This is a genomic window from Neoaquamicrobium microcysteis (assembly GCF_008180155.1).
GTDB lineage: Bacteria > Pseudomonadota > Alphaproteobacteria > Rhizobiales > Rhizobiaceae > Aerobium > Aerobium microcysteis.
Window position 1 is genome coordinate 114,690 of record NZ_VSZS01000066.1, and the last position, 22,575, is coordinate 137,264.

Here is a 22,575-nt window from a genome sequence, read left to right on the forward strand (position 1 = left end):
GTGGTTCATGCCTGCGTTCTTGTTTCGGGAGGTTTCATGCACAACTCGCATGTTAAAGGTCGCGTCGTTCGTATAGTCATGTCGAACCCGCCGGTGAACGCACTGAACCTCTCGGCGCGTCGTCACGTACTTTCAGGCATCGAGGCGGCCATGGCCGACGAAAGCGTCGTGGGGGTCGTGCTGCTCGGCGATGGCGGTCGGTTCTCCGGCGGCGCGGATGTACGGGAGTTCAACAAGCCGGACGCGCGCTCCTTCCCGTCCATCATAGACGTTGGCAAAGCGATACAGGCAAGCCCGAAACCGGTGGTAGCCGCAATAGATGGCGTGGCGCTTGGTGGGGGTCTCGAACTGGCAATGTTCTGCCATTTGCGCGTGGCATCGTCCAGCGCAAGGCTTGGTCTGCCCGAGGCTTCGTTGGGACTGTTGCCAGGTGCAGGGGGCACGCAACGCCTGCCTCGACTGGTCGGCGCGGAGAGGGCGATCGATTGGATGGTGCGCGCGAAGGTTGTCGGTGCGCACGATGCTTTGACGGTCGGCTTGATAGACGAGGTTGTCTCGTCCGACGTGGGCCAGGCGGCTGAAGCGTTGGTATGGCGTCATCTTGCTTCCGGAAACGCACTTCCTGTTGCGATCGACCGTGTCATTGAAGTGCCCGGCGATGCCGGCGAGTTCTTCGAGGCGTCCCGTGCCGCCGTACGCGCGATGAAGCGCGGACCCGCGCCTGAGGCGATCGTGGACTGCGTTGAGGCGGCGGCCACGATGCCGCATGACCGGGCGGCGGATGTGGAGCTGCAATCGTTTGATCGGTTGTCTCGTACGCCGGAATCATTGGCGTTGCGTCACCTGTTTTTCGCCGAGCGGGCGGCAGCGCGGATCGACGGACTGAATCCGGCGGTGAAGCCGCTCAATATCGGCGAGGTTGGGGTGCTCGGTGCCGGTACGATGGGAACGGGCATCGCAATGGCATTCGCCAACGCGGGCTATGATGTTTGGCTGACCGACACCAACCCTCAAGCCATGCAGCGCAGCCGCGCCGTTCGAGCCAAGGCCTACGAATCGGCGAAGAAGCGGGGTCGCATGTCGGTCGAGGCGGCCGACCAAGCATCCGGCCGGATTCGAGAGAGTTCCACTATCCATGATCTGGAGGGATGCGAACTGGTGATCGAGGCCGTCGTCGAGAAGCAGGATGTCAAGGAAGCCGCCCTCGGCCAGCTAGCTCGGCTTCTGGGTCCCCATGCGGTCATCGCGTCCAACACCTCCTACCTCAACATCGATGCGTTGGCTGCTTCCACCGGTCGTCCCCAGGATGTTCTGGGCCTCCACTTCTTTAGCCCCGCGCATGTCATGAAACTTGTCGAGGTGGTACGAGGCCGCGAAACCTCGGACCGTGTGCTTGCGACCGCCATGGACGTGGTGAAGCGGATCGGCAAAATGGGCGTGGTGGCCGGCGTTTGCGACGGTTTCATCGGCAACCGAATGGTCGATCAGTATTTCCTCAGTGCGAACGAACTGCTCATGGAGGGCGCGACGCCCAACCAAGTGGATGACGCCATCCGCGATTTCGGCTTCGCAATGGGGCCTTTCGCCATGTCGGACATGGCCGGCAACGACATTGGTTGGCTCTCGCGCAGGCGCAGAATTGCCGCCGATCCAGACTACCGTTTTCCCGCCATCGCAGATGCGATCTGCGAACGTGGGTGGCATGGACAGAAAGCCGGCAAGGGCTACTTCGTCTATGAAAATGGCAGCCGCGAGCCCGGGAAAAACGCTGAGTTTGAGGCGCTCTTGCGCGACCTGAGGGCGCAGGCCGGCATTGAGGCGCGGCGCTTCGAGCCTGCGGAAATCGTCGAGCGCTGCGTGTTCGCGCTGGTTAACGAGGGTGCCCGTATCCTCGAAGAAGTGATCGCCCAGCGCGCCTCCGACATAGATGTCGTCTACGTTCGAGGTTATGGCTTTCCTGACCTCAGGGGCGGGCCCATGCACTATGCCGAGTCGATCGGATTAGACCGCGTGTTGCGGGCGATAGAGGGCTATCGCGACGAAAGAGGAGACCAACGCTGGAGCCCCGCCCCACTACTGGTATCACGCGCCGCTGGCTCCGGTCGCTTCGACGCCTGACGCGATCATGGTCTCGTGACCATCAAGACCTACCCAGGACGTTCAGGCCACGGATCGCAAAGCGGCGCGCCAGCGGTGCCAGTTCGGTGGCATTCGATCCAGCTGCGTTGCCCTGCTTTGCCCGGTCAGCGATGCCGACGAATATGACGGCGAAGCGAAACAACGCAAAAGCCTTGTGAAATGGCAGCAGCTTTAGAGGCCGCATGCTTCCTTTCATGTACCGCGCTACGAATGTCTCCTCGCTTGGCAACCCCCGCTCGCCGAGGTCGATGCCGAGCAATCCGCCATACTCGTCGGTTGCCGTATTCCAGGCGATACAGCAATAGCCCAAGTCGGCTAGCGGATGACCGAGCGTAGCCAGTTCCCAGTCCAGGATCGCGACCACCTGTGGCTTCGTCGGGTGAAACAGCAAATTCCCGAGGCGGAAATCTCCGTGGGCGATGCTCAGTTCGCCGTCATCGGGCGGCATGGCGGCGACCAGCAGGTCTGCCAGTCTGTCGAGTTCGGGAATGGGGTCGCTGGTCGAGCCTCGCCATTGCTTTAGCCAGCGGTTCATCTGCCGCTCGAAATAATTGCCCTGGCGACCAAAATCGGAAAGGCCGACTTCGGCAGGTCTGACGGCGTGCATAAGCGCCATCGCGTCTGCTGCTGCCAGCCAGATTTCCATGCGTTCGTGAGCTGCGAGAGCCGCTAGGGAGGTGTCGTCGAAGACGCGCCCTTCGACCCGCTCCATAAGATAGAAAGGGGTGCCCAATACCGCAGCATCCGCGCTGAAGTGGAGCGGCTTCGGCACTGGTACCGGCGTCGGCCACAGCGCTTGCTGCACGCGAAACTCTCGATCGACCGCGTGAGCTCCGGGAAGGAGGGGGCCTGGCGGCTGCTTGCGCAGCACCATCCTGCGGTCGCCATGCGTGACGAAGTAGGTTGGGTTGGATTGGCCGCCGCTTGCCCTCTCGACCTTTAGGACATCGCGCGCCCCGAGCAGCGCGTCGAGATAGGCCCGCAGCGCTTCCAAGGGGAAATCAACCTGCGTCATTCGCCCGCCTGCCAGCTCCAGAAAGTACCGCCTTCCTTTTCAAGGAAGCGGTTGAGCACCATCTTGTGCACCTCGTCGGCGCCATCCACCAAGCGGGCCTGTCGGGCGTAGCGGTAAATCCATTCCAGGATGGTATCCTTCGAATAGCCTCGCGCACCGTTGAGCTGGATCGCCGTGTCGGCTGCCTGATGAAGAACGTTGGCCACTTGAACCTTAGCCATCGAGACCTCTTTGCGTGCGAACGATCCCTGATCGAGCGCCCATGCGGCCTTCATCACCAGCAGGCGCCCGATCTCGATCTTCATCGCGAGGTCGCCGAGCATGAGCTGAACGCTTTCACGATCCGCCAGCCGCTGGCCGAAACCTTCGCGCCGCGCCGCATAGTCAGTCGCAATTTCCACGCAGCGCTTGGACAGGCCCAGCCAGCGCATGCAATGCGTCAGCCGCGCCGGCCCGAGGCGGATCTGCGTGACCTTGAGCCCTTCGCCCTCACGGAGAAGTATCTCGCTGGCGGGTACCTCGAGTCCCTCGAAAACGAGCTCGCAATGACCGCCATGTTCCTCTGGGCCCATGATCTCGATGCGACGTTCGATGCGCCAACCCGGCTGGTCGCGGTCAAACATGAAAGCCGTAAGGCCCTTGCGCGGATCACTGGACGTGCGCGCCATGAGCACGAAGTGCTGTGCTTCCTCGGCGCCGGTAATGAACCATTTGCGCCCGGTGATGACATAGTGGTCGCCGCGCTTTTCCGCCTTGGTCATCGTCATCGAAGGGTCGGATCCCGAGCCCGGATGCGGTTCCGTCATGGCGAAGGCGGAACGAACTTTTCCCTCAACAATGGGCTTCAGCCAGCGCTCCTTCTGCGCGTCGGTTCCGACTGCTTCCAGCACCATCATGTTGCCATCGTCGGGCGCTGCGGAATTGAACACGGCGGGGCCGAAGATGGAGCGGTTCATCGCTTCGTAGCAAACGGCCATTCCAACCTTGCCGACGTCTTGCCCGCCGGTTTCCTTTTTCAACTGAAGGCACCACAGGCCTTCGGCGCGAGCCTTTGCGCGCACATGATCCAGCAGATCGACGCGAATGTTTTCATGTGCGTCGTAATTTGCCCCATCCGCCTCTAAGGGAAGGACATGGGTATCGACGAATGCCGCAATCCGACGACGAAAATCCTCGATCCGGGGCGATACGGTGTAGTCCATTTGGCGGGTCCTTACAGTGAAGAAACGAGATGGCCGCCGTCGGCGGCGAGGCTTGCGCCTGTAATGTACGACCCTGCATCGGAGGCTAGCAGCAGCAGTGCTCCGTCCAGTTCCCCTGCTTTTCCAAGCCGCCGCATCGGAATGCGCCTGACCATCGCCTCACCTGCCGGTGTGGCGAAGAAATCACGGTTGATATCGGTTTCGATGTAACCAGGGCAAAGCGCGTTTACGCGGATACCGAACCGCGCCCACTCCAGCGCCAGCGAGCGCGTCAGGTGAATAGCACCGGCTTTGGACGCTGCGTAAGCCGACAGGCTGCCGGCCGTACGAAACCCGATGATCGATGCGATGTTTACGATCGCACCTCCACGCGATCTCTCGCGCATGTGTCGCGCCGCTGCCTGCGCGACCATGAACACGCCCTTGAGATTGGTGTCGATGACGCTGTCCCATTCGCCCTCAGACAGTTCCATCGCCGTAGCCGAGCCGGAAATACCTGCATTGTTGACGACTATGTCGAGCGGGGCGGGGAGTTCGTTGAAGGCAGCGTCCACGGATGCCTTGCTGGAAACGTCGAGGGTTACGATATCCGCCTTTCCTGCGTTGCCGATGATCTCGTCTCGCAATTGCTGCAACGCTTCGCGTCGGCGAGCACCCAGGACGACATGGACGCCGCGCCCGGCCAGCAGGCGGGCGAAATGCGCTCCCAGCCCCGAGGAGGCACCCGTGACCAGCGCGCATTTGCCCGAAAGATCCTCAAACATCGCATTCCTCAACAAAATATCGATCGAGCGCTCGATATTTTTCTCGCGCTTCGCACGGAAGGTGTCAAGTGTTATCAGCGAAGGTGACGGGCACACGGACAGGCCGGGAGATCATTGATGGGAACGCAGATCGCGCTGAAGGACTACGGCGATTTTTCCATGGAGGGATTGTGCGCGGCCATCCTTGTCAAGCATCAGGATGCCGTACGCGTGCGCAATCCACGGATCGCCGTCGCCAAGCTCGCGAAGATAGTTGACACCATTCTGACCCTGTCGAACAGGCAGGGGTTTCATGCCACTTCGCTACGCGAGATTTCCACCGCCTCGGGTGTCAGCATGGGCGGGCTCTACGCCTATTTCGATAGCAAGGACACATTATTGATGATGATACTGGGGCAAGTGTCCTCGTCAGTGCATGAGGTGTTTGCCGCTGCGCCTGTAGAGGTTAGGCTTGATCCCGCAAGTCATTTGAAGTGGCTGGTCACTGCGCATGTGATGCTGACTGAAACGATGCTTCCCTGGTTCGCATTCGCCTTCATGGAGGCCAAGTCCTTCCCAAAGGAGGGGCGCAGAGCAGCAGTGGCCAGCGAGGAAGCGATCGAGCACATGTTCACGCAAGTGCTCGAGGCGGGCGCGAAGGAGGGCCGTTTCGTCACCGACGATCCTCGTTTCGTCGCCGCCCTCATCAAGCCGATGTTGCAGGATTGGTACGTAAAGCGGGCTAAGTGGCGTCGTCGTGGCCTTTCCGCCAGCGACTATGCGCAAAAACTTTGCGCCTTCCTGGACGCAGCCGTTGGAAAACCCGGCCGACCTGGCGACTGAAAGCAAGCTCTTCTGTAGGCCGCATCGTCGTCGATCTTGGTTATGGCTGGGAACACCCCCTGATCGAACTGGTCGGCAAGAGAGGGGTACAGGTGATGTGACCTCAAGAATCCAATGTCGAGGTCACATGTCGATCTGGTGGTAGCCCAGCGCTTCCTCGAGTTCTTCCTGTTCGTAGCCGAAATGCGAGACGACGAAGCGCTCCAGCGCCTCGAAGGCTTCGCGCAGCGGTGCGAAGGTCGTGGGGCCCGGCTCGTTCATGGCATCGACGGCTGCTTCCTCCATCCGCTCGATGAGCTGGTGGATGATCTCGTGCTCGGCCATCAGCCGCTCCACCACCTTGCGCAGGCCCTCGCTGCCCTGCTCGGCGAGCGCGGGGAAGATGTAGCGGTCCTCGATCGTGTGGTGTGCGGTCAGCATTCCGCATTCCTGCCCGCAGATGTTGCCGAAGGCGCGATAATTGTGCCGCATGTCGAGCGCCGAGAGCGCCTGTCCCAGCTCTTCGCCTGCGCCCTTCTCGCCCGCCGCCACATGCTCCATCGCCTGGCGAACCTGGCCCATCTGGCGCAGGTGCATCTCGTGGATCATGGCGAGCCGTCGGCCCTGCAGGCGCTGTGCGTGGGTCGCGCCTTCGATCCGGGGCGCCTTGGGGCGCGTGCTGTCGTCCAGCAGGTTGATGGTGATTGTCATGGGAGGGCAGTATCCATTGGTAACTACCCGATAGTTAATGTGGCCTGCGATTTATGCAAGTGCGCGTGCGGGCGTCTTTCGGCGATGTCGCCTTTGTCTTTCCACGCCAACGGGTTAGTCTTCGCATTTGATGCAACCGGAAACCCGGACGAGGTGACATGCCCCTGATGCGGAAGGGTGCGATCATGGCGGGTGGTCTTGCGACCGCGCTTGCCGCAGGGCAGGCGCCGGAATTTGCCCAGCAATATCGCCAACGGCTCGGCGGAGCGATCGAGGAGATGCAGGCCGTCGTCTCGCGCTTCGACGAGGATGCCGCGCGCAATGGGTTGAACAGGGAGGAGGCGCTGTCGCGTTACGGCCAGTCGCTGGATGCCTTCCTGCAGGACCGGGGTATCTCCATGCGCGAGGCCATAGCGCGTCATGAAAGCCTCTGGTCGCAGGCGGTTCGCATGGGCACCCTGCCGCCGATTGCGCGGCCTCTCGCTCTGGCCCGCGACTACGACCGTCGCCTGATGGAAGGCGCATGGCGCGATTTCGAGCCGGCGCTGCCCATCACGCCGCACGGGCTGGCATGGGCAGCAGCCGGGTTCGGCGTCGGCGCGGCGCTGGTTGCGCTGCTTTCGCGGTTGCTTGGCCTCGGGCCGCGCAAGCGCCGGCCCGCATCCCGGCAATACCGGTAAGCTGACCTACCGTTCAGCCAGTGCCGGCTCGCCCTTGCGCTCGCGGATCAGGTTGGCGAAGCGGCGGAACAGGTAGTGCGAATCCTGCGGGCCGGGCGAGGCTTCGGGATGGTGCTGCACGGAGAAGACCGGCTTGCCGGCCAGCGCGATGCCGCAGTTGGACCCGTCGAACAGCGAAACGTGAGTCTCTTCAACGCCTTCCGGCAGGGACTTCGAATCCACCGCGAAGCCGTGGTTCATCGATACGATCTCCACCTTGCCGGTGGTGTGGTCCTTCACCGGGTGGTTGGCGCCGTGGTGGCCCTGATGCATCTTTTCCGTCTTCGCGCCGACGGCCAGCGCCAGCATCTGGTGGCCGAGGCAGATGCCGAAGACCGGCAGGTCGGCCTTCAGCAGGTCCTTGATGACGGGCACGGCATAGTCGCCCGTTGCGGCCGGATCGCCGGGGCCGTTCGACAGGAACACGCCGTCCGGCTTCATCGCCAGAATGTCCTCGGCGGCCGTCTTGGCGGGCACCACCGTCACCTTGGCGTCGAGGCCAGCCAGCAGGCGCAGGATGTTGCGCTTGACCCCGTAGTCGATGGCCACCACGTGCATGGAGGGCTCGGCCCGCTCGCCATAGCCTTCGTTCCAGACCCACGGCGTCTCGGACCAGACCGACGACTGGCCGGAGGTGACGTCCTTCGCAAGGTCGAGTCCCACGAGGCCCGACCAGGCCTGCGCCTCCTTCGTCAGCGCCTCGATGTCGAACACCCCGTCAGGCGAATGCGCGATCACGGCGTTCGGCGCACCCTTTTCGCGGATGAGGGAGGTGAGCGCGCGGGTGTCGATGCCGCTCATGGCGATGATGCCGCGCCGCTTGAGCCATTCGCCCAGCGTTTCGGCAGAGCGGTAGCTCGAGGGCGATGTGATGTCGGCCTTGAAGATCGCGCCCACCGCGCCCGCTCGCGCCGCCGGGTTCAGGTCTTCGATGTCTTCTGCGTTGGCGCCGATATTGCCGATGTGCGGGAAGGTGAAGGTGACGATCTGGCCGGCATAGGACGGATCGGTCAGGATTTCCTGATAGCCCGTCAGCGCCGTATTGAAGCAGACCTCGGCGACGACGCGGCCGGTCGCGCCCAGCCCGAAACCTTCGATGACGGTGCCGTCAGCCAGCACCAGCACGGCGGTGGCTTTTCTCTTCGTCCAGGGGGCGGTCGCTTCGTTCGTCGTCATGGCCGTTCTCCATTCATGAGAGGCCGCGCTTGAAATCGTCCCGCAGCCGGGACATATCGCGCAGGCATATGCGCGGCGGGGTGCCGTGAGCCTCTGTCGCGCATTGATATAGTATCGGCCGGTCCATAGGCGAAGGGCCGTGCGCGGTCAATGACCGGTAGCCGCCGGAACGCGAAAGAGAAGGGGACGAGGTGATGCGGGCCAAGATCGCACTGAAGCTCAAGGAAGCTCAGAAGAACCAGGACAAGGAGCGGATATCGACCCTGCGGCTGATAAACGCCGCGATCCAGGATCGCGACATCGCCAATCGCGGCGCGGGCAAGGACCCTGTCAGCGACGAGGATATCCTGCAGATCCTCACCAAGATGGTGAAGCAGCGCGAGGAATCGGCCAAGGCGTTTGAAGATGGCGGCCGCGCCGAACTCGCCGCCAAGGAGCGCTCGGAAATCGGCATCATCAAGGAATTCCTGCCGAGCCAGATGGACGATGCCGCAGTGCGCGGCGCGATCGGCGAGGCGATCAGGGAAACCGGCGCCGAGGGCGTGCGAGACATGGGCAAGGTGATGGCGGTGCTGAAAGAGCGCTATCCGGGCCGCATCGATTTTTCTAAGGCGAGCGCCACGGTCAAGGAAATGCTGGCATAGCGCCCGACAGGCGGCGCGGTAAATGCGCCGCCACCTGTTGCCTCACTCCGCAGCTTTCAGTCGCGTGCCCCCCAGCAGGCCCTGTTCCTCCAGCACCGGATAGGCGATTGAGGCCAGCAGCGAGTTGATCTGCTTGAGGTCGCGGATCGTGTCGAGATGCAGGGTGCTGGTTTCGAGGCTCTTCTTGGCGCCTTCGCGCAGCCGCTCGAAATGGCGCTGGCTCGTTTCGCGTTCGATGTCGCGCATCCTGTCCTTCTCGCGAACCAGTTGCAACGCGGTGGACGAATCGCGCGAGATCAGCACGTTGAAGGCCAGCCTTGCATTGGACAGCACGGATGCGTGCAGGTTCGACAGTTCGCGCCAGCCCTCCGGGGTAAAGGTCAGCCCGCGGTCGAGCTTCTTCTTCACGTGCACCAGCATGTTGCGCACGATGATGTCGCCCACCTGCTCCAGCTTGACGCAGGCGTCCAGCAGTTCGCCGGTGCGGCGCTCCTCGTCCTCGCTCATGTCGTCGGTGGTGATGCGCGCCAGGTAGAGCTTGATGGCCGCGTGCTTTCGGTCCACCCGGTCGTCGAGCGCGGCCAGCGCATCCATGCGCGCCCGGTCCGGCTCCTCATAGAGTTCCATGATGTTCTTGAGCATCACTTCGACGGTCTCGCACACGCCCACGACGGCGCGGGTGACGTTGGCGAGCGCGCGCGAGGGCGTGCCCAGCGCTTCGGGGTCCAGCGCGCTTGCTTCCTTGTCTTCCAGCGTCACGGGGGCTGCCGGCGCCGCATAGGACGCCCATCGCTCGACGCCGCGCGTCACGAGGCCGGCGAAGGGCAGGCCGAGGATCACCAGCGCGAGGTTGAAGGCGATGTGGGCGTGCACCAGTTGCAGCGGCGCGCTTGCGCCCAGCATGTCCAGCGGCGGTGCGAACCACACCAGCCCGGTCAGTGCCAGCATCGCGCCGATGCCGCGGATAACGAGGTTGCCCAGCGGCACGGTACGGCTTGCCGGCGGCATGGCGCGCGACAGCATGGCGGCAATCAGCCCGCCACCGAGGTTTGCGCCCAGCACCATCACGACGCCCAGCTCGGCCGGCACGAGGCCGCGCGCGGCCAGCGCGACCACCAGCAGGATGAACGCGACGCTCGAGTGGAACAGCCATGTCGCCAGTGCGGCGATCAGGAAGGCGGTGATCGGGTCGCCCGACAGGTAGTTGATGATGACGGGCAGGATGCGGCTTTCGCGCAGCGGCTCCGATGCATCGCCAATCAGTTGCAGCGACAGGATCAGCAGGCCGACGCCCACCAGAATGCGCCCGAACTGTCGCCACGCCCTGCGCTCGGTCGCCAGGAAGATCGCGGTTCCGGTGAACAGCGCCGCCGGCACCAGCAGCGACAGGTCGAAGGTCAGAAGCTTGACCACGAAGGCGGAACCGAGATCGGCCCCCAGCACGGCGACGAGGCCGGCGGCGCTGGAAACGATGCCCGATCCCGCGAACGACCCCACCAGCAGCGACACGGCCGTCGCGCTCTGAAAGGCGATGGCCAGCGCGCCGCCGGCCGCCACCGCCAGAAGCGGGTTCTTCAGCGTGCCGCGAAGCTTGCGGCGAAGCACGTCGCCATAGGCGCGCTCGACGCCGGTGCGCACCATGCGCGTGGCCCACAACAGCAGGGCGACGGCGCCTGCCAGATGTACGAGAACGACGGAGCCGGTCATGACGCGGCGCTGGCGCGCGCGGCGCGGAATGCGGATCGGGAGAGGAGAATCATGGTGTGCAAATCACGGAAAAGCGTTTTGGTTCCCGGCTATTATATCTTAGCCGGGTAAGCTTTGCATGACTTATTTTGCGGCCATGAGGCACTGCGCACAGCTATGCGCAGCGCTTTCGTCCGTCAGGCAGCGGAAGCGGTCTCCACCTTCGGCATGTTCTGCGCGGTCTGGTCCGCGAACCGGTCGATCGGTCCCGGCCTGCCCAGCAGATAGCCCTGACCGATCTGGCACAGCTCCTTCGACAGGAACTCGAGCTCGGCCGAGGTTTCCACGCCCTCGGCAAGCACTGGCAGGCCGAGGCCCCGGCCGATGCCCAGCACGGCCTTGACGATGGTGGCGGCCTGCGGGTTGGTGTCGACCGAGCGGATGAAGGAGCCGTCGATCTTGATCTTGTCGAACGGGAAGGCGCGCAGGTTGGACAGCGACGAGTAGCCGGTGCCGAAGTCGTCCATCGCGACCTTCACGCCCAGTGCCTTTATCTGGCGCAGCGTGGTGAGCGCACGGTTCATGTCGCGCACCAGCGCCGTCTCGGTGATCTCGATCTCCAGCCGGTGCGGCGCAAGCCCGGTGCGCACCAGTATCTCGTGGACGGTGCGGGTGAAGTCCGGGCTGTGAAGCTGCACTGCCGAGACGTTGACGGCCACGGTGATGTTGTCTGCCCAGCTTGCGGCGTCCGCGCAGGCGCGCTCCAGCACCCATTCGCCGATGGTGACGATGCTGCCGCTCTCCTCGGCGACGGGGATGAAGACGGCCGGCGAAACGTTGCCGCGCTGCGGGTGTGACCAGCGCAGCAGCGCCTCGAAACCGATGGTTTCGCCGGTGTCGAGCTTCTTTTGCGGCTGGTAGGCGAGGCTCAGCTCCTCGCGCGGAATGGCGTATCGAAGCTCGTGCTCCATCATCCGGCGCGAGCGGACTTCCTGGCCCATGCTCTTTTCAAAGTGACGCCACGTGTCGCGGCCGTCAGACTTGGCGCAGTAGAGTGCGGTGTCGGCATGGCTCACCAGCGTCTCGGCATCCGTCGCATCGCCGGGGCACAGCGCGATGCCGATGCTGGTCGACATCAGCCCTTCGTTGGCGGCGTTGCGGTTCGCCTCGCGGAACGCCTGCAGGATCGCCTGTGCGACCTTCTGCCCGCCGGAAGGCTCCGAAAGGTCGGGAACGATGACGGCGAACTCGTCGCCGCCGAGGCGCGCCAGCATCTGGTTATCTTTCAGCACGGACGAGGCGCATTCGGCCACGCGCTGCAGCATGGCATCGCCGGCCGCGTGGCCGAACAGGTCGTTGACCTCCTTGAAGCGGTCGAGGTCGAGGCACAGCAGGGCCAGGTACCGGTCGCTGGCGTTCCAGTGCGCCTTGATCTCGCGCTCCAGCCTTTCGTTGAAGGCGCGGCGGTTGGGCAGGCCGGTCAGCGTGTCGTGCATGGCGAGATGGCGGATGTCGGCCTCGGCCTTGCGGCGCTCGCGCAGGTCGCGCAGCGCGAACACCGTGTGCGGCGTGCCGTCATAGTCGATCTCGCGCTGGATGACTTCGACCGGCAGGCGGTCGCCGTTCGCATGTACGATTGCGGTTTCCTGCCCGGTGTCGGTTGCCTTGGCGCTGTCCACGAGCACGAGCGAGGAAAAGGCGGCGTCGAGCATATCGCCCATCGTGCGGCCGGTCATGGCGAGGAAGCTCGCATTGGCGGTGACGATCCGCCCTTCGCGGCATACGACGAGGCCTTCCACGGCGGCGTTCACGAGGTCGCGCATGCGCTGTTCTTCCGCGCGCGAGCGGCTCACGTCACGGATATCGACCCACAGAGCGATGGCGGAGAACAGCAGGATGGAGAAGGCGGCGGCAGCCACGCCGGCGGCCAGCCAGGTCGCGGAAATCGACGATGCCGGGATCTCGACGGACACATCGGGCTGGATGGTCACGGCTGCCATGGCGATGAAATGAAGCCCGCAGATGCCGACCGTCAGCGTCAGGGCCGCGCCGACCTGGCGCCAGCCGCGCTGGCCCGAAAGGGCGATCTGCATGGAAAGCGCTCCGAGCGCGACTGCGACCACGAGGGCTGCCGCGACGAAGCGCTGGTCCCAGACAAGGAAACCCTGCACCTCGAAGGCCGACATGCCGGTGAAGTGCATCGCCGCGATGCCGCCGCCCAGGATCGAGCCGCCGACAAGCCGATGGTCGAGCGTGTCGCGCGCCGTGGCGACGCCGATGCCAAGGCCAGTCACGGCAACTGCGATTACCAGAGAAAGCACTGTCAGTTCGGCGTCGTAGGCAGTTGGCATCGCCGGCGAGAAGGCCAGCATGGCCACGAAATGCGTGGCCCATATGCCGAAGCCTATCGAAGCGGCCGAAAGGGCGATCCAGGCCTTGCGGCCGCTCCGCTCGTCTCCGCGCACGTGATCGAGCAGCTTGACCGCGGTCAGCGCCGAGATGGCGCAGATGACCGCCGCTAGAACAACGAGCCTGAGATCGTGCTCGTTGACGATGCAGTTATAGACAGTAAGCATGCCCTGATCGCCCCCGCGAAAAACCCTTACGCCTGAATCGGTTATCTCCCTTATTTGAAGCAGATTGAAAATCTCTTTAAATGCGGGGGGCTATACTGCGTGAATGACGGTTTTTTGCCGCGATTCGGGCAAAGCGTGATGCTCTTCGGCAGATGCGAAGAGGCGCCGTTACTGCAACGGGACGGAAACCCTCAGCCTGGCACCGTAGCTTTTTGTATCGCCGCCGATACCGGAATAGTTGAGCGACAGTCCAACGGCCGCGCCGGCGGGCAAGCGTACATCGGTCCCGGCATTGATGCGGCCATAGAAGTCGGTAGTGTTTTCGCTTGCATCGCTGCGTCGAAATTCGCTTACCGCTTCCAGCCGAAGATTGGGTTCGATAACCGTCCCGCCCTCCAGCATGTGGCGATAGGCGATGCCGGGGCCGAATGCGAACTGTCCGATGCCGACGTCGAGCGTCGGAACCGCGACGCCGAGGCTGTCGATATAGGCGCGGGACTGTTCGGAGAACCACGAGAACCCTGCCTGTGGCGTGAACGTCCACGCGCCATGCGTCCAGTGGCCCGTGAGCCTGGCGCTGGCCAGCCAGCGGAAGGTGTCGAAGCCGTCGACATAGGTGCCGAACGGGCTGATGTCGTTGTCCGACGTACCGGCGGCGGCCACCAGATCGAGGAACAGGTGCTCGGAGAGGCGGGAGGTCGCGTATGGTCCGGCCAGCCAGCCGGTACCGCGGACGAAGCTTCCATCGAGAGCGGGCGACTGCCTCAAATGATCGACCTGCAGGAACGCGCCTACCAGCAGGTTGCGGTTGACAAGATAGTCGGCGCCGAGTGCCGCAATGGCGAACCGGCCGTCCTCGCCAGACGTGTCGAAGCGGCCATAGGTGGCATCGAACCACACGTCGAAGCGGGAAGGCTGTTCATTGCCGGCCAGCCGGTCGATCTGGGCCAGGCTCGTCGACATGGATAATGCGCCACCGTCGATCATGCCCGGCAGGTAGGAACTGAGCATCGACACGGGATTGCCCATCGAAGGTGCTACGCCGTTGAGGCGGTCGATCCGACGCTGCATGTCCGTCTGGTGCGACATGATGATGCCGCCGCGCGCTTCGAGTAACGCGCCGATCATCTGCGTGGTCTGCTCTGCGGAGTTCAGCGACGCGAAGGTGCAGGTCACCGCTTCGCCTGCCGCCAGAGTGATGGAGGCCGTGCGGGCCTCGACGTTGCCGAGGCTGTCCGGATCACTGCAGGTAATGGCAACCAGCGCGAAGCCGTCGGTTTCTTGCGCCGTAACGCTGTAGACGCCTGCCGGAAGCTGTATGGGCACACTTTGGGCCTGGCCTCCGCTCGTCGCAAGCGAGAGGTTGAGGCCGGCGGTGGGCGACGTGAAGGCAAACGTGCCATCCGATCCGCTCGCGGTCTGGCGGATCACCACGGTGCCCAGCGACCTGACCCGTTGGACGAGTTGCGGCGAAGCGCTTCCTGTGTGGCTGGCAGTGCCGACATATGTAGCCGTGACACTAAAGTCGCCGCCAGAGTGCGGGACGGTGGTGAACGACGCCAGTCCTCCGGATAACTCTACGGGAGGCTTGTCTGAACCATCGATGGTAAAGGTGACCGCTCCGTCGGGTTCGTTGCCTGGCAGAGAGGATACAACCGTTGCTGTGAAGGTCACGGGTTGGCCCGGATCGCTCGGGTTGGCGCTGGAAACCAGGGTAGTGGTGGTGGCGATCTGCCCGACGGTTTGTGTCAGTGTACCGCTAGAGCCCAAGTGGTTTTGGTCACCGGAATATTGAGCCGTGACCAGATTGGCGCCTGGAACGAACCGGTTGGTTGAGAAGGTCGCCACCCCTCCGGAACCCAGCGAGGCCGATGTCTGTGAAGAGCCATCAATGAAGAAGGTAACGAAACCCGTTGGTATGCCGCTCCCGGATTGTGCTGTAACGGTAGCCGTGAACTCTACACTGTCGCCTGCGCCGGAGGGGTTCTGACTGGAAACGATTGTGGTCGTGGTCCCGTCCTGCATGACGACCTGCACCAGCGAGTCGGATGATGCGGTGAAATTTGTATCGCCTGAATAGTCGGCGGCGACGTTAGTCAGGCCATCGGGCAATTCTGCCGTCGAGAAGATTGCCTGACCGGCGTTGTTCAGGGCAACCGGAGCTTGCGGAACGCCATCGATTGAGAACTTCATGGTGCCGGTCGGCGTACTCGCCCCCGACGTCGTCGTAACCGTCGCCGTAAACGTAACGTTTTCTCCTGCGTTGGACGGGTTCTGGCTGGAAACAAGCGTGGTGGTCGTGCCAAGCACTTCCACGAACTGCAACAGCAGCGCCTCCGAAATGGTGTAATCTGCATCGCCGGAGTACCTGGCAACGATTGTATGCGGTCCTGGCGCGAGCGTGTCGGCGGAAAACGATGCACGGCCGTTGACGTCTAAAGGCACCGCCGGTTGCGACAAGCCGTCGATTTCGAAAACAACCGAACCGGTCGGCGTGCCGCCGCCGGGGCCCCCGGTCACGGTCGCCGTGAAAACTACGGGCTCACCCGCATTGGACGGATTCTGGCTGGATACAAGCGCGGTGGTTGTTCCGATCTGGTCGACGGTCTGCGTGAACGCGGTTGATGAGTGCCAGTGCATATCGTCGCCATCGTAATCGGCGATAATTCCGTTCGTTCCTATTGGAAGTTGGTCGGTTGTGAAGGTCGCTTCGCCGTTCGCGTCCAACAGAACGCTTGGCTCTGTGACTCCGTTGACGGTGAACGATACCGAACCTGTCGGCACGAAGGCGGAGGCAGCGGACGAGACGGTAGCAGTGAATGTAATGCTATCTCCGACAATGGAAGGGTTCTGGCTGGAGACAAGTCCCACCGTCGAAGCGATCCAGTCGACTGTCTGAGTCAGCGATTCATCGGAGGCGAGATAGTTAGCGTCGCCGGAGTATTCTGCAGTGATCTGGTAGGTTCTCGGCAAGAGGGTCGATATCGTCAAGGCTGCTGTGCCGCCAGCGTCCAGTGCGACCGGGGGCTGCGGTGCGCCATCGACACCGAAGGTTACCGACCCGGTTGGTACGCCTCCGCCTGATGCCGCCGTAACCGTAGCGGTAAAAGTGACGCTGTCACCTGCACTAGACGGATTCAACGAGGACGCGAGAGCCGTGACGGTATCTCCCTCGTCTACGACCAGTGTGTAGGAAACACTGCCGGTGTAGTTGGTGTTATCCGTCGCGGTCACCGTGAAAGGATAGGAGCCCGCCATTGTAGGCAAGCCTGAAATCAGCCCCCCAGCGGAAACGGTAAGCCAAGCGGGCGCGTCCGCACTGCTGAAGCTGTATGGCGCCGTGCCATCGCTGGCGATCAGTTGCGCGAAGTAGACAGCACCAACCTCGCCCGCCGAAAGTGTCGCAGGCGCAATCGTGATCGGGGGTCGGGTGAAAACCTGAACGAAGGGCGTGGCGGTAGAGCCCGCGAGGTTGGTGTCTCCGCCATACTCGGCGGTTATCGTATAGGTTCTCTCTTCGCCGTCACCTATAATGACGCTGGCGTTACCATTCGCATCGATCGGGATGTCGAAAGGGGTGCTGCCGTCGACTCGGAAACTTACTGTTCCGGTTGCTGTGCCAAGGCCTATGTCGCTCGAAACTGCGGCGGTAATGACCACGCTTTGATTACTGTCGGCGGGGTTCCGGCTCGAAGTGATGACAGTAGTTGTCGTGGCGCGGTCAACGGTTAGCGTTGCGCCAGACAAACCTATGCTGCCTCCATAATCGCCGTCACCTTGGTAGGATGCCTGAAAGGAGTGGGTCCCGGCGGGAATGCTGTTCGTCGTGTAGGTCGCGGTGTTGCCTGAAAGCGTTGCGGTGCCTGTAAGAAGGGGCGAGCCGAATGGGCCTATGGCAAACTCGACGCTTCCTGTCGGCGTTCCGCCTCCATTCGGTGTGACGATGGCGGTGAAGGTCACGTTTTGTCCGTACTGCGAGGTTGTCGGATTGACGCTGACAGTCGTGTTTGTCCCGCCGCCTCCTGCTCGGGGAACGTCGAAACGCGTCGTCGCGACCGACCAGTTGCCGCCGACGTGCTGGCCGGAGGCCGAAAGCAACAGCACGATGTTGCCTGCGGCCATGTCCGTTGCAGTGGTCGTGTAGGTCGCCGTGCAGTTGAAGCTGCCGCCAGGAGGGACGTTCCCCGGAAAAGCGCAGTTCGGCGTGATCTTTTCGTTTCCGTCCTCGATCCCGTTGAAGGCGATTAGATCGAAGCCGCCCGAATGCACGGTTATGTCGAAATTGATAAGCTGACCTGCCGTGCTGAAAGTGGCAGGCGTTGCCGTCAATGACATGGTTTGTGCAAGCGCTCCGGTTGCGGAGACAGTCAACAGGCCAGTTAAGGCCAGGACCTTTTGAAGTGTATATCCGATGGGGTGCCGGCGGCTTGCTAGGCGGAAAGTCTTGAGGCGGAGAGCAGGCATTGCCAACAGAAACAATGCCACCACTATCGTGGCGGTGGAAGAAATCATCACTTGCCCCAACCCTTACGCTTGCTTGGCGTACATCGATGCCCTGCTGAACGAATTTTGATAGTTCCGTTGCGGTGTCGGAGTCAATCTGCGCGTGCATCTTTTCATTAGGTGTCGCATACGTTGCGCTTGTGAAAAGCGGGCAAGACCCGGCCGGGGGAGTCGCGTTGTGGGGGCGGAACGCCTATATCGGGGAAAAGAGAATTCCCCCGATGCGCTTTTCACCTTCCTTTCTCGACGAGATACGCGACCGCGTGCCGATTTCATCGGTGATCGGCCAGCGCGTGACGTGGGATCGGCGCAAGACCAATGCGCAGCGCGGCGACTACTGGGCCTGCTGTCCGTTCCATGGAGAGAAGTCTCCCTCCTTCCACTGCGAGGACCGCAAGGGCCGCTATCACTGCTTCGGCTGCGGCGTATCCGGCGACCATTTCAAGTTCCTGACCGAGCTAGACGGCATGGGTTTCCCCGAGGCGGTCGAGCGTATCGCCGAGATGGCGGGCGTGCCCATGCCTGCCCGCGACGAGCAGGCCGAGCGCCGCGAGCGCGAGCGCACCACGCTGACCGACGTGATGGAGCTTGCGACGAAGTTCTTTCAGGACAAGCTCCAGAGCGCCGAGGGCGCGAAGGCGCGTGCCTATCTGCGCGAGCGCGGACTCACCTCGGTGACCCAGCAGGCCTTCCGGCTTGGCTACTCGCCCGACAGCCGCAACGCGCTCAAGGAGCATCTGGCCGCCAAGGGCGCGACGAAGGAGCAGATCGAGGCGTGCGGGCTGGTCGTCCACGGGCCCGACATTCCCGTATCCTACGATCGCTTCCGCGACCGGGTGATGTTCCCGATAGAAGACAGCCGGGGCAGGGTGATCGCGTTTGGCGGGCGCGCACTGTCGGCCGACGTGCCTGCCAAGTACCTCAATTCCAACGACACGGAGCTCTTTCACAAGGGCAACGTGCTCTACAATTTCTCCCGTGCGCGGCGTGCGCAGACAAAAGCCGGAACCGTGATCGCGGTCGAAGGCTATATGGACGTGATCGCCCTGGCGCAGGCGGGGTTCGAGAATGCGGTGGCCCCGCTCGGCACCGCGCTGACCGAAAACCAGCTCGACCTCTTGTGGCGCATGACGGGCGAGCCGGTGCTGTGCTTCGACGGCGACCAGGCGGGGCTCAAGGCGGCATGGCGGGCGGCCGACCTCGCTCTGCCTCTGGTGCAGGCGGGCCGCACCGTGCGTTTCGCGCTGCTGCCTGAAGGGCAGGACCCCGACGATCTGGTCAAGGCGAACGGTCCCGAAGCGTTCCGCGAGGTGTTGGCTCAGGCGCGGCCGCTGGCCGAGATGCTGTGGTTGCGCGAAACGTCGGGCGGCGTGTTCGATACGCCCGAGCGGCGGGCGGAACTGGAGCGCACGCTGCGCGAGCTCACCTCGCGAATCAAGGACGAGAGCGTTCGCCGTCACTACAGCCAGGACATGCGCGAGCGCGTTCAGGCCTTCTTCGGGCGCGAGCGGCCTCGTGACAACCGCTTCGGCGGGCAGGACCGGACAGGCGGCGGGCGCGGGCGTCCGGGGCAGGCTGCGGGGCGAACGCCCATGACGGACAGTCTGGCGCGCTCCGCTCTCGTCAAGGGAAACAGCGGCCCGCTGCCGCTGCGCGACACCGCGATGCTGGTGGCCATGGTCAACCACCCGACACTGATGGACGATTATTTCGACGCCTTCGAGCACATGGATTTGCCGCATCCGGAACTCAAGCGTCTCCACGCGGCGCTGCTCGACGCGGTTGCCCACGGCATCGAACACGAGCGTGCGGCGCTGATCGGTGTGCTGGAGATGGCGGGACTGGCCGGATCGTGGCAGGCGGCCGTGGCGCTGGTTCGCCGCGCGCGGCTGTGGCCGGCGCTGGAGGATGCCGCGCTCGACGATGCCCGCGAGGCGTTCAACCAGCTCGCCGCCCTTCATTCGCGCACGAGGGAACTGCGCAGGCAGCGCTCCAGCGTCGAGGCGGCACTGGCCGAAGCGGTGGAAAGTGGCGAGGAGCAGTCGTGCCAGCACCTCCTGCACGTCCTCAACGCCATCAGCATGGACATCGCCAACCTCGAAAGGCTGGAGGCGTTGGTCGATGGGTTCGGCGTGTCGTCCGGGCGTGCCCAGGGCGCCTGAGGCGAGGGGCACTTGTCGAAACCGGGCACGCTCTCTACATAGGCGCTGCGAGGCTGGTGGCCTCGCGGCATGATCTTGCCATCTGGATGGCAAGATGCCGGCTTACACGCAATTGATTCGCTTTTTTTGCCCGAATCAGCTCTAGCCGCTTGACCTTCCGCGTGAATGACGGAATCAGGACGATCGCAATCGATAAATGCGGGCAGGACCCGTATTTGACCGAATTAAAGGCGCGGCTGGTTGGACGGGCAAGGGTGTGCGCCATATATGCCGGATACCAGGGTTAATCGGGAATTAAGGCAAACGCAGCTATCGCCGTCTACGCGCGAACGACACCCGTCCTGACGCGTATGCAGGGGCTTTGACCGCCCCGACGAAGCTTCCGCCGCTTGGAGAAAGAACAATATGGCGACAAAAGAGAAGGAAGAGGTCGAAAACGAACGCGAGGGTGCGACCGACGGTCCCCTGCTCGACCTTTCCGACGACGCTGTCAAGAAGATGATAAAGCTCGCCAAGAAGCGCGGCTATGTCACCCTCACCGAACTGAACGCAGTCCTTCCTTCCGAGGAAACCGACCCCGACCGCATCGAAGACATCAACGCGATGCTGTCCGACATGGGCATCAACGTCGTTGAGGACGACGAGGCGGGCGAGGAGGGCGAGGCCGACGGCTCCGACGCCGAGGAAGACGCCAACGAGCTTGCCGAGCAGACCGGCACCGCCGTCGTCGCCGCGACGACCAAGAAGGAGCCGACCGACCGCACCGACGACCCCGTGCGCATGTACCTGCGCGAGATGGGCTCTGTGGAGCTTCTGTCGCGCGAGGGCGAGATCGCCATCGCCAAGCGCATCGAGGCCGGCCGCGAGACGATGATCGCCGGCCTGTGCGAGAGCCCGCTGACCTTCCAGGCCATCATCATCTGGCGCGACGAGCTCAACGAATCGAAGATCCTCCTGCGCGAGATCATCGACCTCGAGGCCACCTATGCCGGCCCGGAGGCCAAGCAGGCCCCGACGGTGGAGCGCGCCGACGAGGACGAGAAGCCGAAGGCCGACGACAAGGTCCGCCGCGGCCGCGAAGACGACGACATCACCAATGTCGGCGGCGAGAGCCGGCCGGAGGAAGAGGACGACGAGGAAGACGAGACCAACCTGTCGCTCGCCGCGATGGAGGCCGAACTTCGTCCGCAGGTGATGGAGACGCTCGACGTCATCGCATCGACCTACAAGAAGCTGCGCAAGCTGCAGGACCAGCAGGTCGAGGCACGCCTTGCCGCCAGCGGGGCGCTGTCTTCCAGCCAGGAGCGGTCGTACAAGAAGCTCAAGGAAGAGCTGATTACGGCGGTGAAGTCGCTGTCGCTCAACCAGGCCCGCATCGAGGCGCTGGTCGAGCAGCTCTACGACATCAACAAGCGTCTGGTTCAGAACGAGGGCAAGCTGCTTCGTCTGGCCGAGAGCTACGGCGTGCGCCGCGAGGAGTTCCTGAGGGAATATCAGGGCACCGAGCTCGACCCGAACTGGCTGAAGTCGATCGCCAACCTGTCCAGCCGCGGCTGGAAGGAGTTCTACCAGAACGAAAAAGAGACGATCAAGGAAATCCGCGGCGAGATCCAGAACCTCGCGACCGAGACCGCCATCTCGATCCTCGAGTTCCGCAAGATCGTCAATCAGGTGCAGAAGGGCGAGCGCGAGGCGGCCATCGCCAAGAAGGAGATGGTCGAGGCGAACCTGCGTCTCGTGATCTCCATCGCCAAGAAGTACACGAACCGCGGCCTGCAGTTCCTCGATCTCATCCAGGAAGGCAATATTGGCCTGATGAAGGCGGTGGACAAGTTCGAGTACCGCAGAGGCTACAAGTTCTCGACCTACGCCACCTGGTGGATCCGGCAGGCGATCACCCGCTCGATCGCCGATCAGGCCCGCACCATCCGTATTCCCGTGCACATGATCGAGACGATCAACAAGATCGTGCGCACCTCGCGCCAGATGCTGCACGAGATCGGCCGCGAGCCGACGCCGGAAGAGCTGGCCGAGAAGCTGGCGATGCCGCTGGAGAAGGTGCGCAAGGTCCTCAAGATCGCCAAGGAGCCGATCTCGCTCGAAACCCCCGTGGGCGACGAGGAAGACTCGCACCTCGGCGATTTCATCGAGGACAAGATGGCGATCCTGCCCATCGACGCGGCGATCCAGGCGAATTTGCGCGAGACGACCACGCGCGTTCTGGCCTCGCTCACGCCGCGCGAGGAGCGCGTGCTGCGCATGCGTTTCGGCATCGGCATGAACACCGATCACACGCTGGAGGAAGTCGGCCAGCAGTTCTCGGTCACGCGCGAGCGCATCCGCCAGATCGAGGCCAAGGCGCTGCGCAAGCTCAAGCACCCGAGCCGGTCGCGCAAGCTGCGTTCGTTCCTCGACAGCTGACGCTTCGGCCCTCAGCGACATTTCGAGCCGGTGCCATCGAAAGGTGGTGCCGGCTC

Annotated in this window: 14 protein-coding genes; 6 read left to right on the forward strand and 8 right to left on the reverse strand. The window is 63.3% G+C overall.

The window, feature by feature from the left end; translation table 11 throughout:
* The first annotated feature begins 36 nt into the window (after positions 1 to 36).
* Complete coding sequence (locus FY036_RS17685; protein WP_148916081.1) at positions 37 to 2,118, forward strand: 3-hydroxyacyl-CoA dehydrogenase NAD-binding domain-containing protein; 2,082 nt, start codon at positions 37 to 39, stop codon at positions 2,116 to 2,118.
* A 22-nt stretch (positions 2,119 to 2,140) separates the two neighbouring features.
* On the opposite strand, the gene FY036_RS17690 is transcribed toward FY036_RS17685, so the two are convergent.
* The 3 genes from FY036_RS17690 to FY036_RS17700 are packed head-to-tail and all read right to left on the reverse strand — an operon-like array spanning position 2,141 to position 5,120.
* Complete coding sequence (locus FY036_RS17690; protein WP_148916082.1) at positions 2,141 to 3,154, reverse strand: phosphotransferase family protein; 1,014 nt, start codon at positions 3,152 to 3,154, stop codon at positions 2,141 to 2,143.
* Complete coding sequence (locus tag FY036_RS17695; protein WP_148916083.1) at positions 3,151 to 4,356, reverse strand: acyl-CoA dehydrogenase family protein; 1,206 nt, start codon at positions 4,354 to 4,356, stop codon at positions 3,151 to 3,153. The genes FY036_RS17690 and FY036_RS17695 overlap by 4 nt, the downstream gene beginning before the upstream one ends.
* An 11-nt stretch (positions 4,357 to 4,367) precedes the next feature.
* Positions 4,368 to 5,120 (reverse strand): SDR family NAD(P)-dependent oxidoreductase, encoded by a 753-nt coding sequence (locus FY036_RS17700; protein ID WP_148916297.1) that lies wholly within the window; start codon positions 5,118 to 5,120, stop codon positions 4,368 to 4,370.
* Between the two features lie 117 nt (positions 5,121 to 5,237).
* On the opposite strand from FY036_RS17700, the gene FY036_RS17705 reads away from it, so the two are divergent.
* Positions 5,238 to 5,942, forward strand: coding sequence for a TetR/AcrR family transcriptional regulator (locus FY036_RS17705; RefSeq protein WP_148916084.1), 705 nt, complete (start codon positions 5,238 to 5,240; stop codon positions 5,940 to 5,942).
* 123 nt (positions 5,943 to 6,065) lie between these two features.
* Here the strand turns inward: FY036_RS17705 and FY036_RS17710 are convergent, their stop codons facing one another.
* A complete protein-coding gene (locus FY036_RS17710) occupies positions 6,066 to 6,632 on the reverse strand; it encodes a hemerythrin domain-containing protein (protein ID WP_148916085.1) in 567 nt (188 codons plus the stop codon).
* Between the two features lie 158 nt (positions 6,633 to 6,790).
* Between FY036_RS17710 and FY036_RS17715 the strand changes: the two genes are divergently transcribed.
* Positions 6,791 to 7,312 carry a DUF2937 family protein gene (locus FY036_RS17715; RefSeq protein WP_148916086.1) on the forward strand — a complete coding sequence of 174 codons (522 nt, stop codon included), beginning with the start codon at positions 6,791 to 6,793 and terminating at the stop codon, positions 7,310 to 7,312.
* Between the two features lie 6 nt (positions 7,313 to 7,318).
* Here the strand turns inward: FY036_RS17715 and carA are convergent, their stop codons facing one another.
* Entirely contained in the window at positions 7,319 to 8,527 is a 1,209-nt protein-coding gene (gene carA, locus FY036_RS17720) for a glutamine-hydrolyzing carbamoyl-phosphate synthase small subunit (protein ID WP_148916087.1), read from the reverse strand.
* Positions 8,528 to 8,721: 194 nt separating this feature from the next.
* On the opposite strand from carA, the gene FY036_RS17725 reads away from it, so the two are divergent.
* Positions 8,722 to 9,171: a GatB/YqeY domain-containing protein gene (locus tag FY036_RS17725; RefSeq protein ID WP_148916088.1), complete on the forward strand. Its 450-nt coding sequence runs from the start codon at positions 8,722 to 8,724 to the stop codon at positions 9,169 to 9,171.
* 42 nt (positions 9,172 to 9,213) lie between these two features.
* Here the strand turns inward: FY036_RS17725 and FY036_RS17730 are convergent, their stop codons facing one another.
* From FY036_RS17730 to FY036_RS17740, 3 genes are all read right to left on the reverse strand, one after another.
* Entirely contained in the window at positions 9,214 to 10,878 is a 1,665-nt protein-coding gene (locus FY036_RS17730; protein ID WP_148916089.1) for a Na/Pi cotransporter family protein, read from the reverse strand.
* Positions 10,879 to 11,054: 176 nt separating this feature from the next.
* On the reverse strand, positions 11,055 to 13,433 hold the full coding sequence (locus FY036_RS17735) for a bifunctional diguanylate cyclase/phosphodiesterase (RefSeq protein WP_148916090.1): 2,379 nt from the start codon (positions 13,431 to 13,433) through the stop codon (positions 11,055 to 11,057).
* Between the two features lie 168 nt (positions 13,434 to 13,601).
* Complete coding sequence (locus tag FY036_RS17740) at positions 13,602 to 17,945, reverse strand: Ig-like domain repeat protein (protein WP_148916091.1); 4,344 nt, start codon at positions 17,943 to 17,945, stop codon at positions 13,602 to 13,604.
* 212 nt (positions 17,946 to 18,157) lie between these two features.
* Between FY036_RS17740 and dnaG the strand changes: the two genes are divergently transcribed.
* Both dnaG and rpoD read left to right on the forward strand, forming a co-directional pair.
* The gene (gene dnaG / locus FY036_RS17745; RefSeq protein ID WP_148916092.1) at positions 18,158 to 20,098 is read left to right on the forward strand and encodes a DNA primase; all 1,941 of its coding nucleotides are present in this window, start codon (positions 18,158 to 18,160) and stop codon (positions 20,096 to 20,098) included.
* Positions 20,099 to 20,503: 405 nt separating this feature from the next.
* Entirely contained in the window at positions 20,504 to 22,519 is a 2,016-nt protein-coding gene (rpoD, locus tag FY036_RS17750) for an RNA polymerase sigma factor RpoD (RefSeq protein WP_148916093.1), read from the forward strand.
* Positions 22,520 to 22,575: the final 56 nt, after the last annotated feature.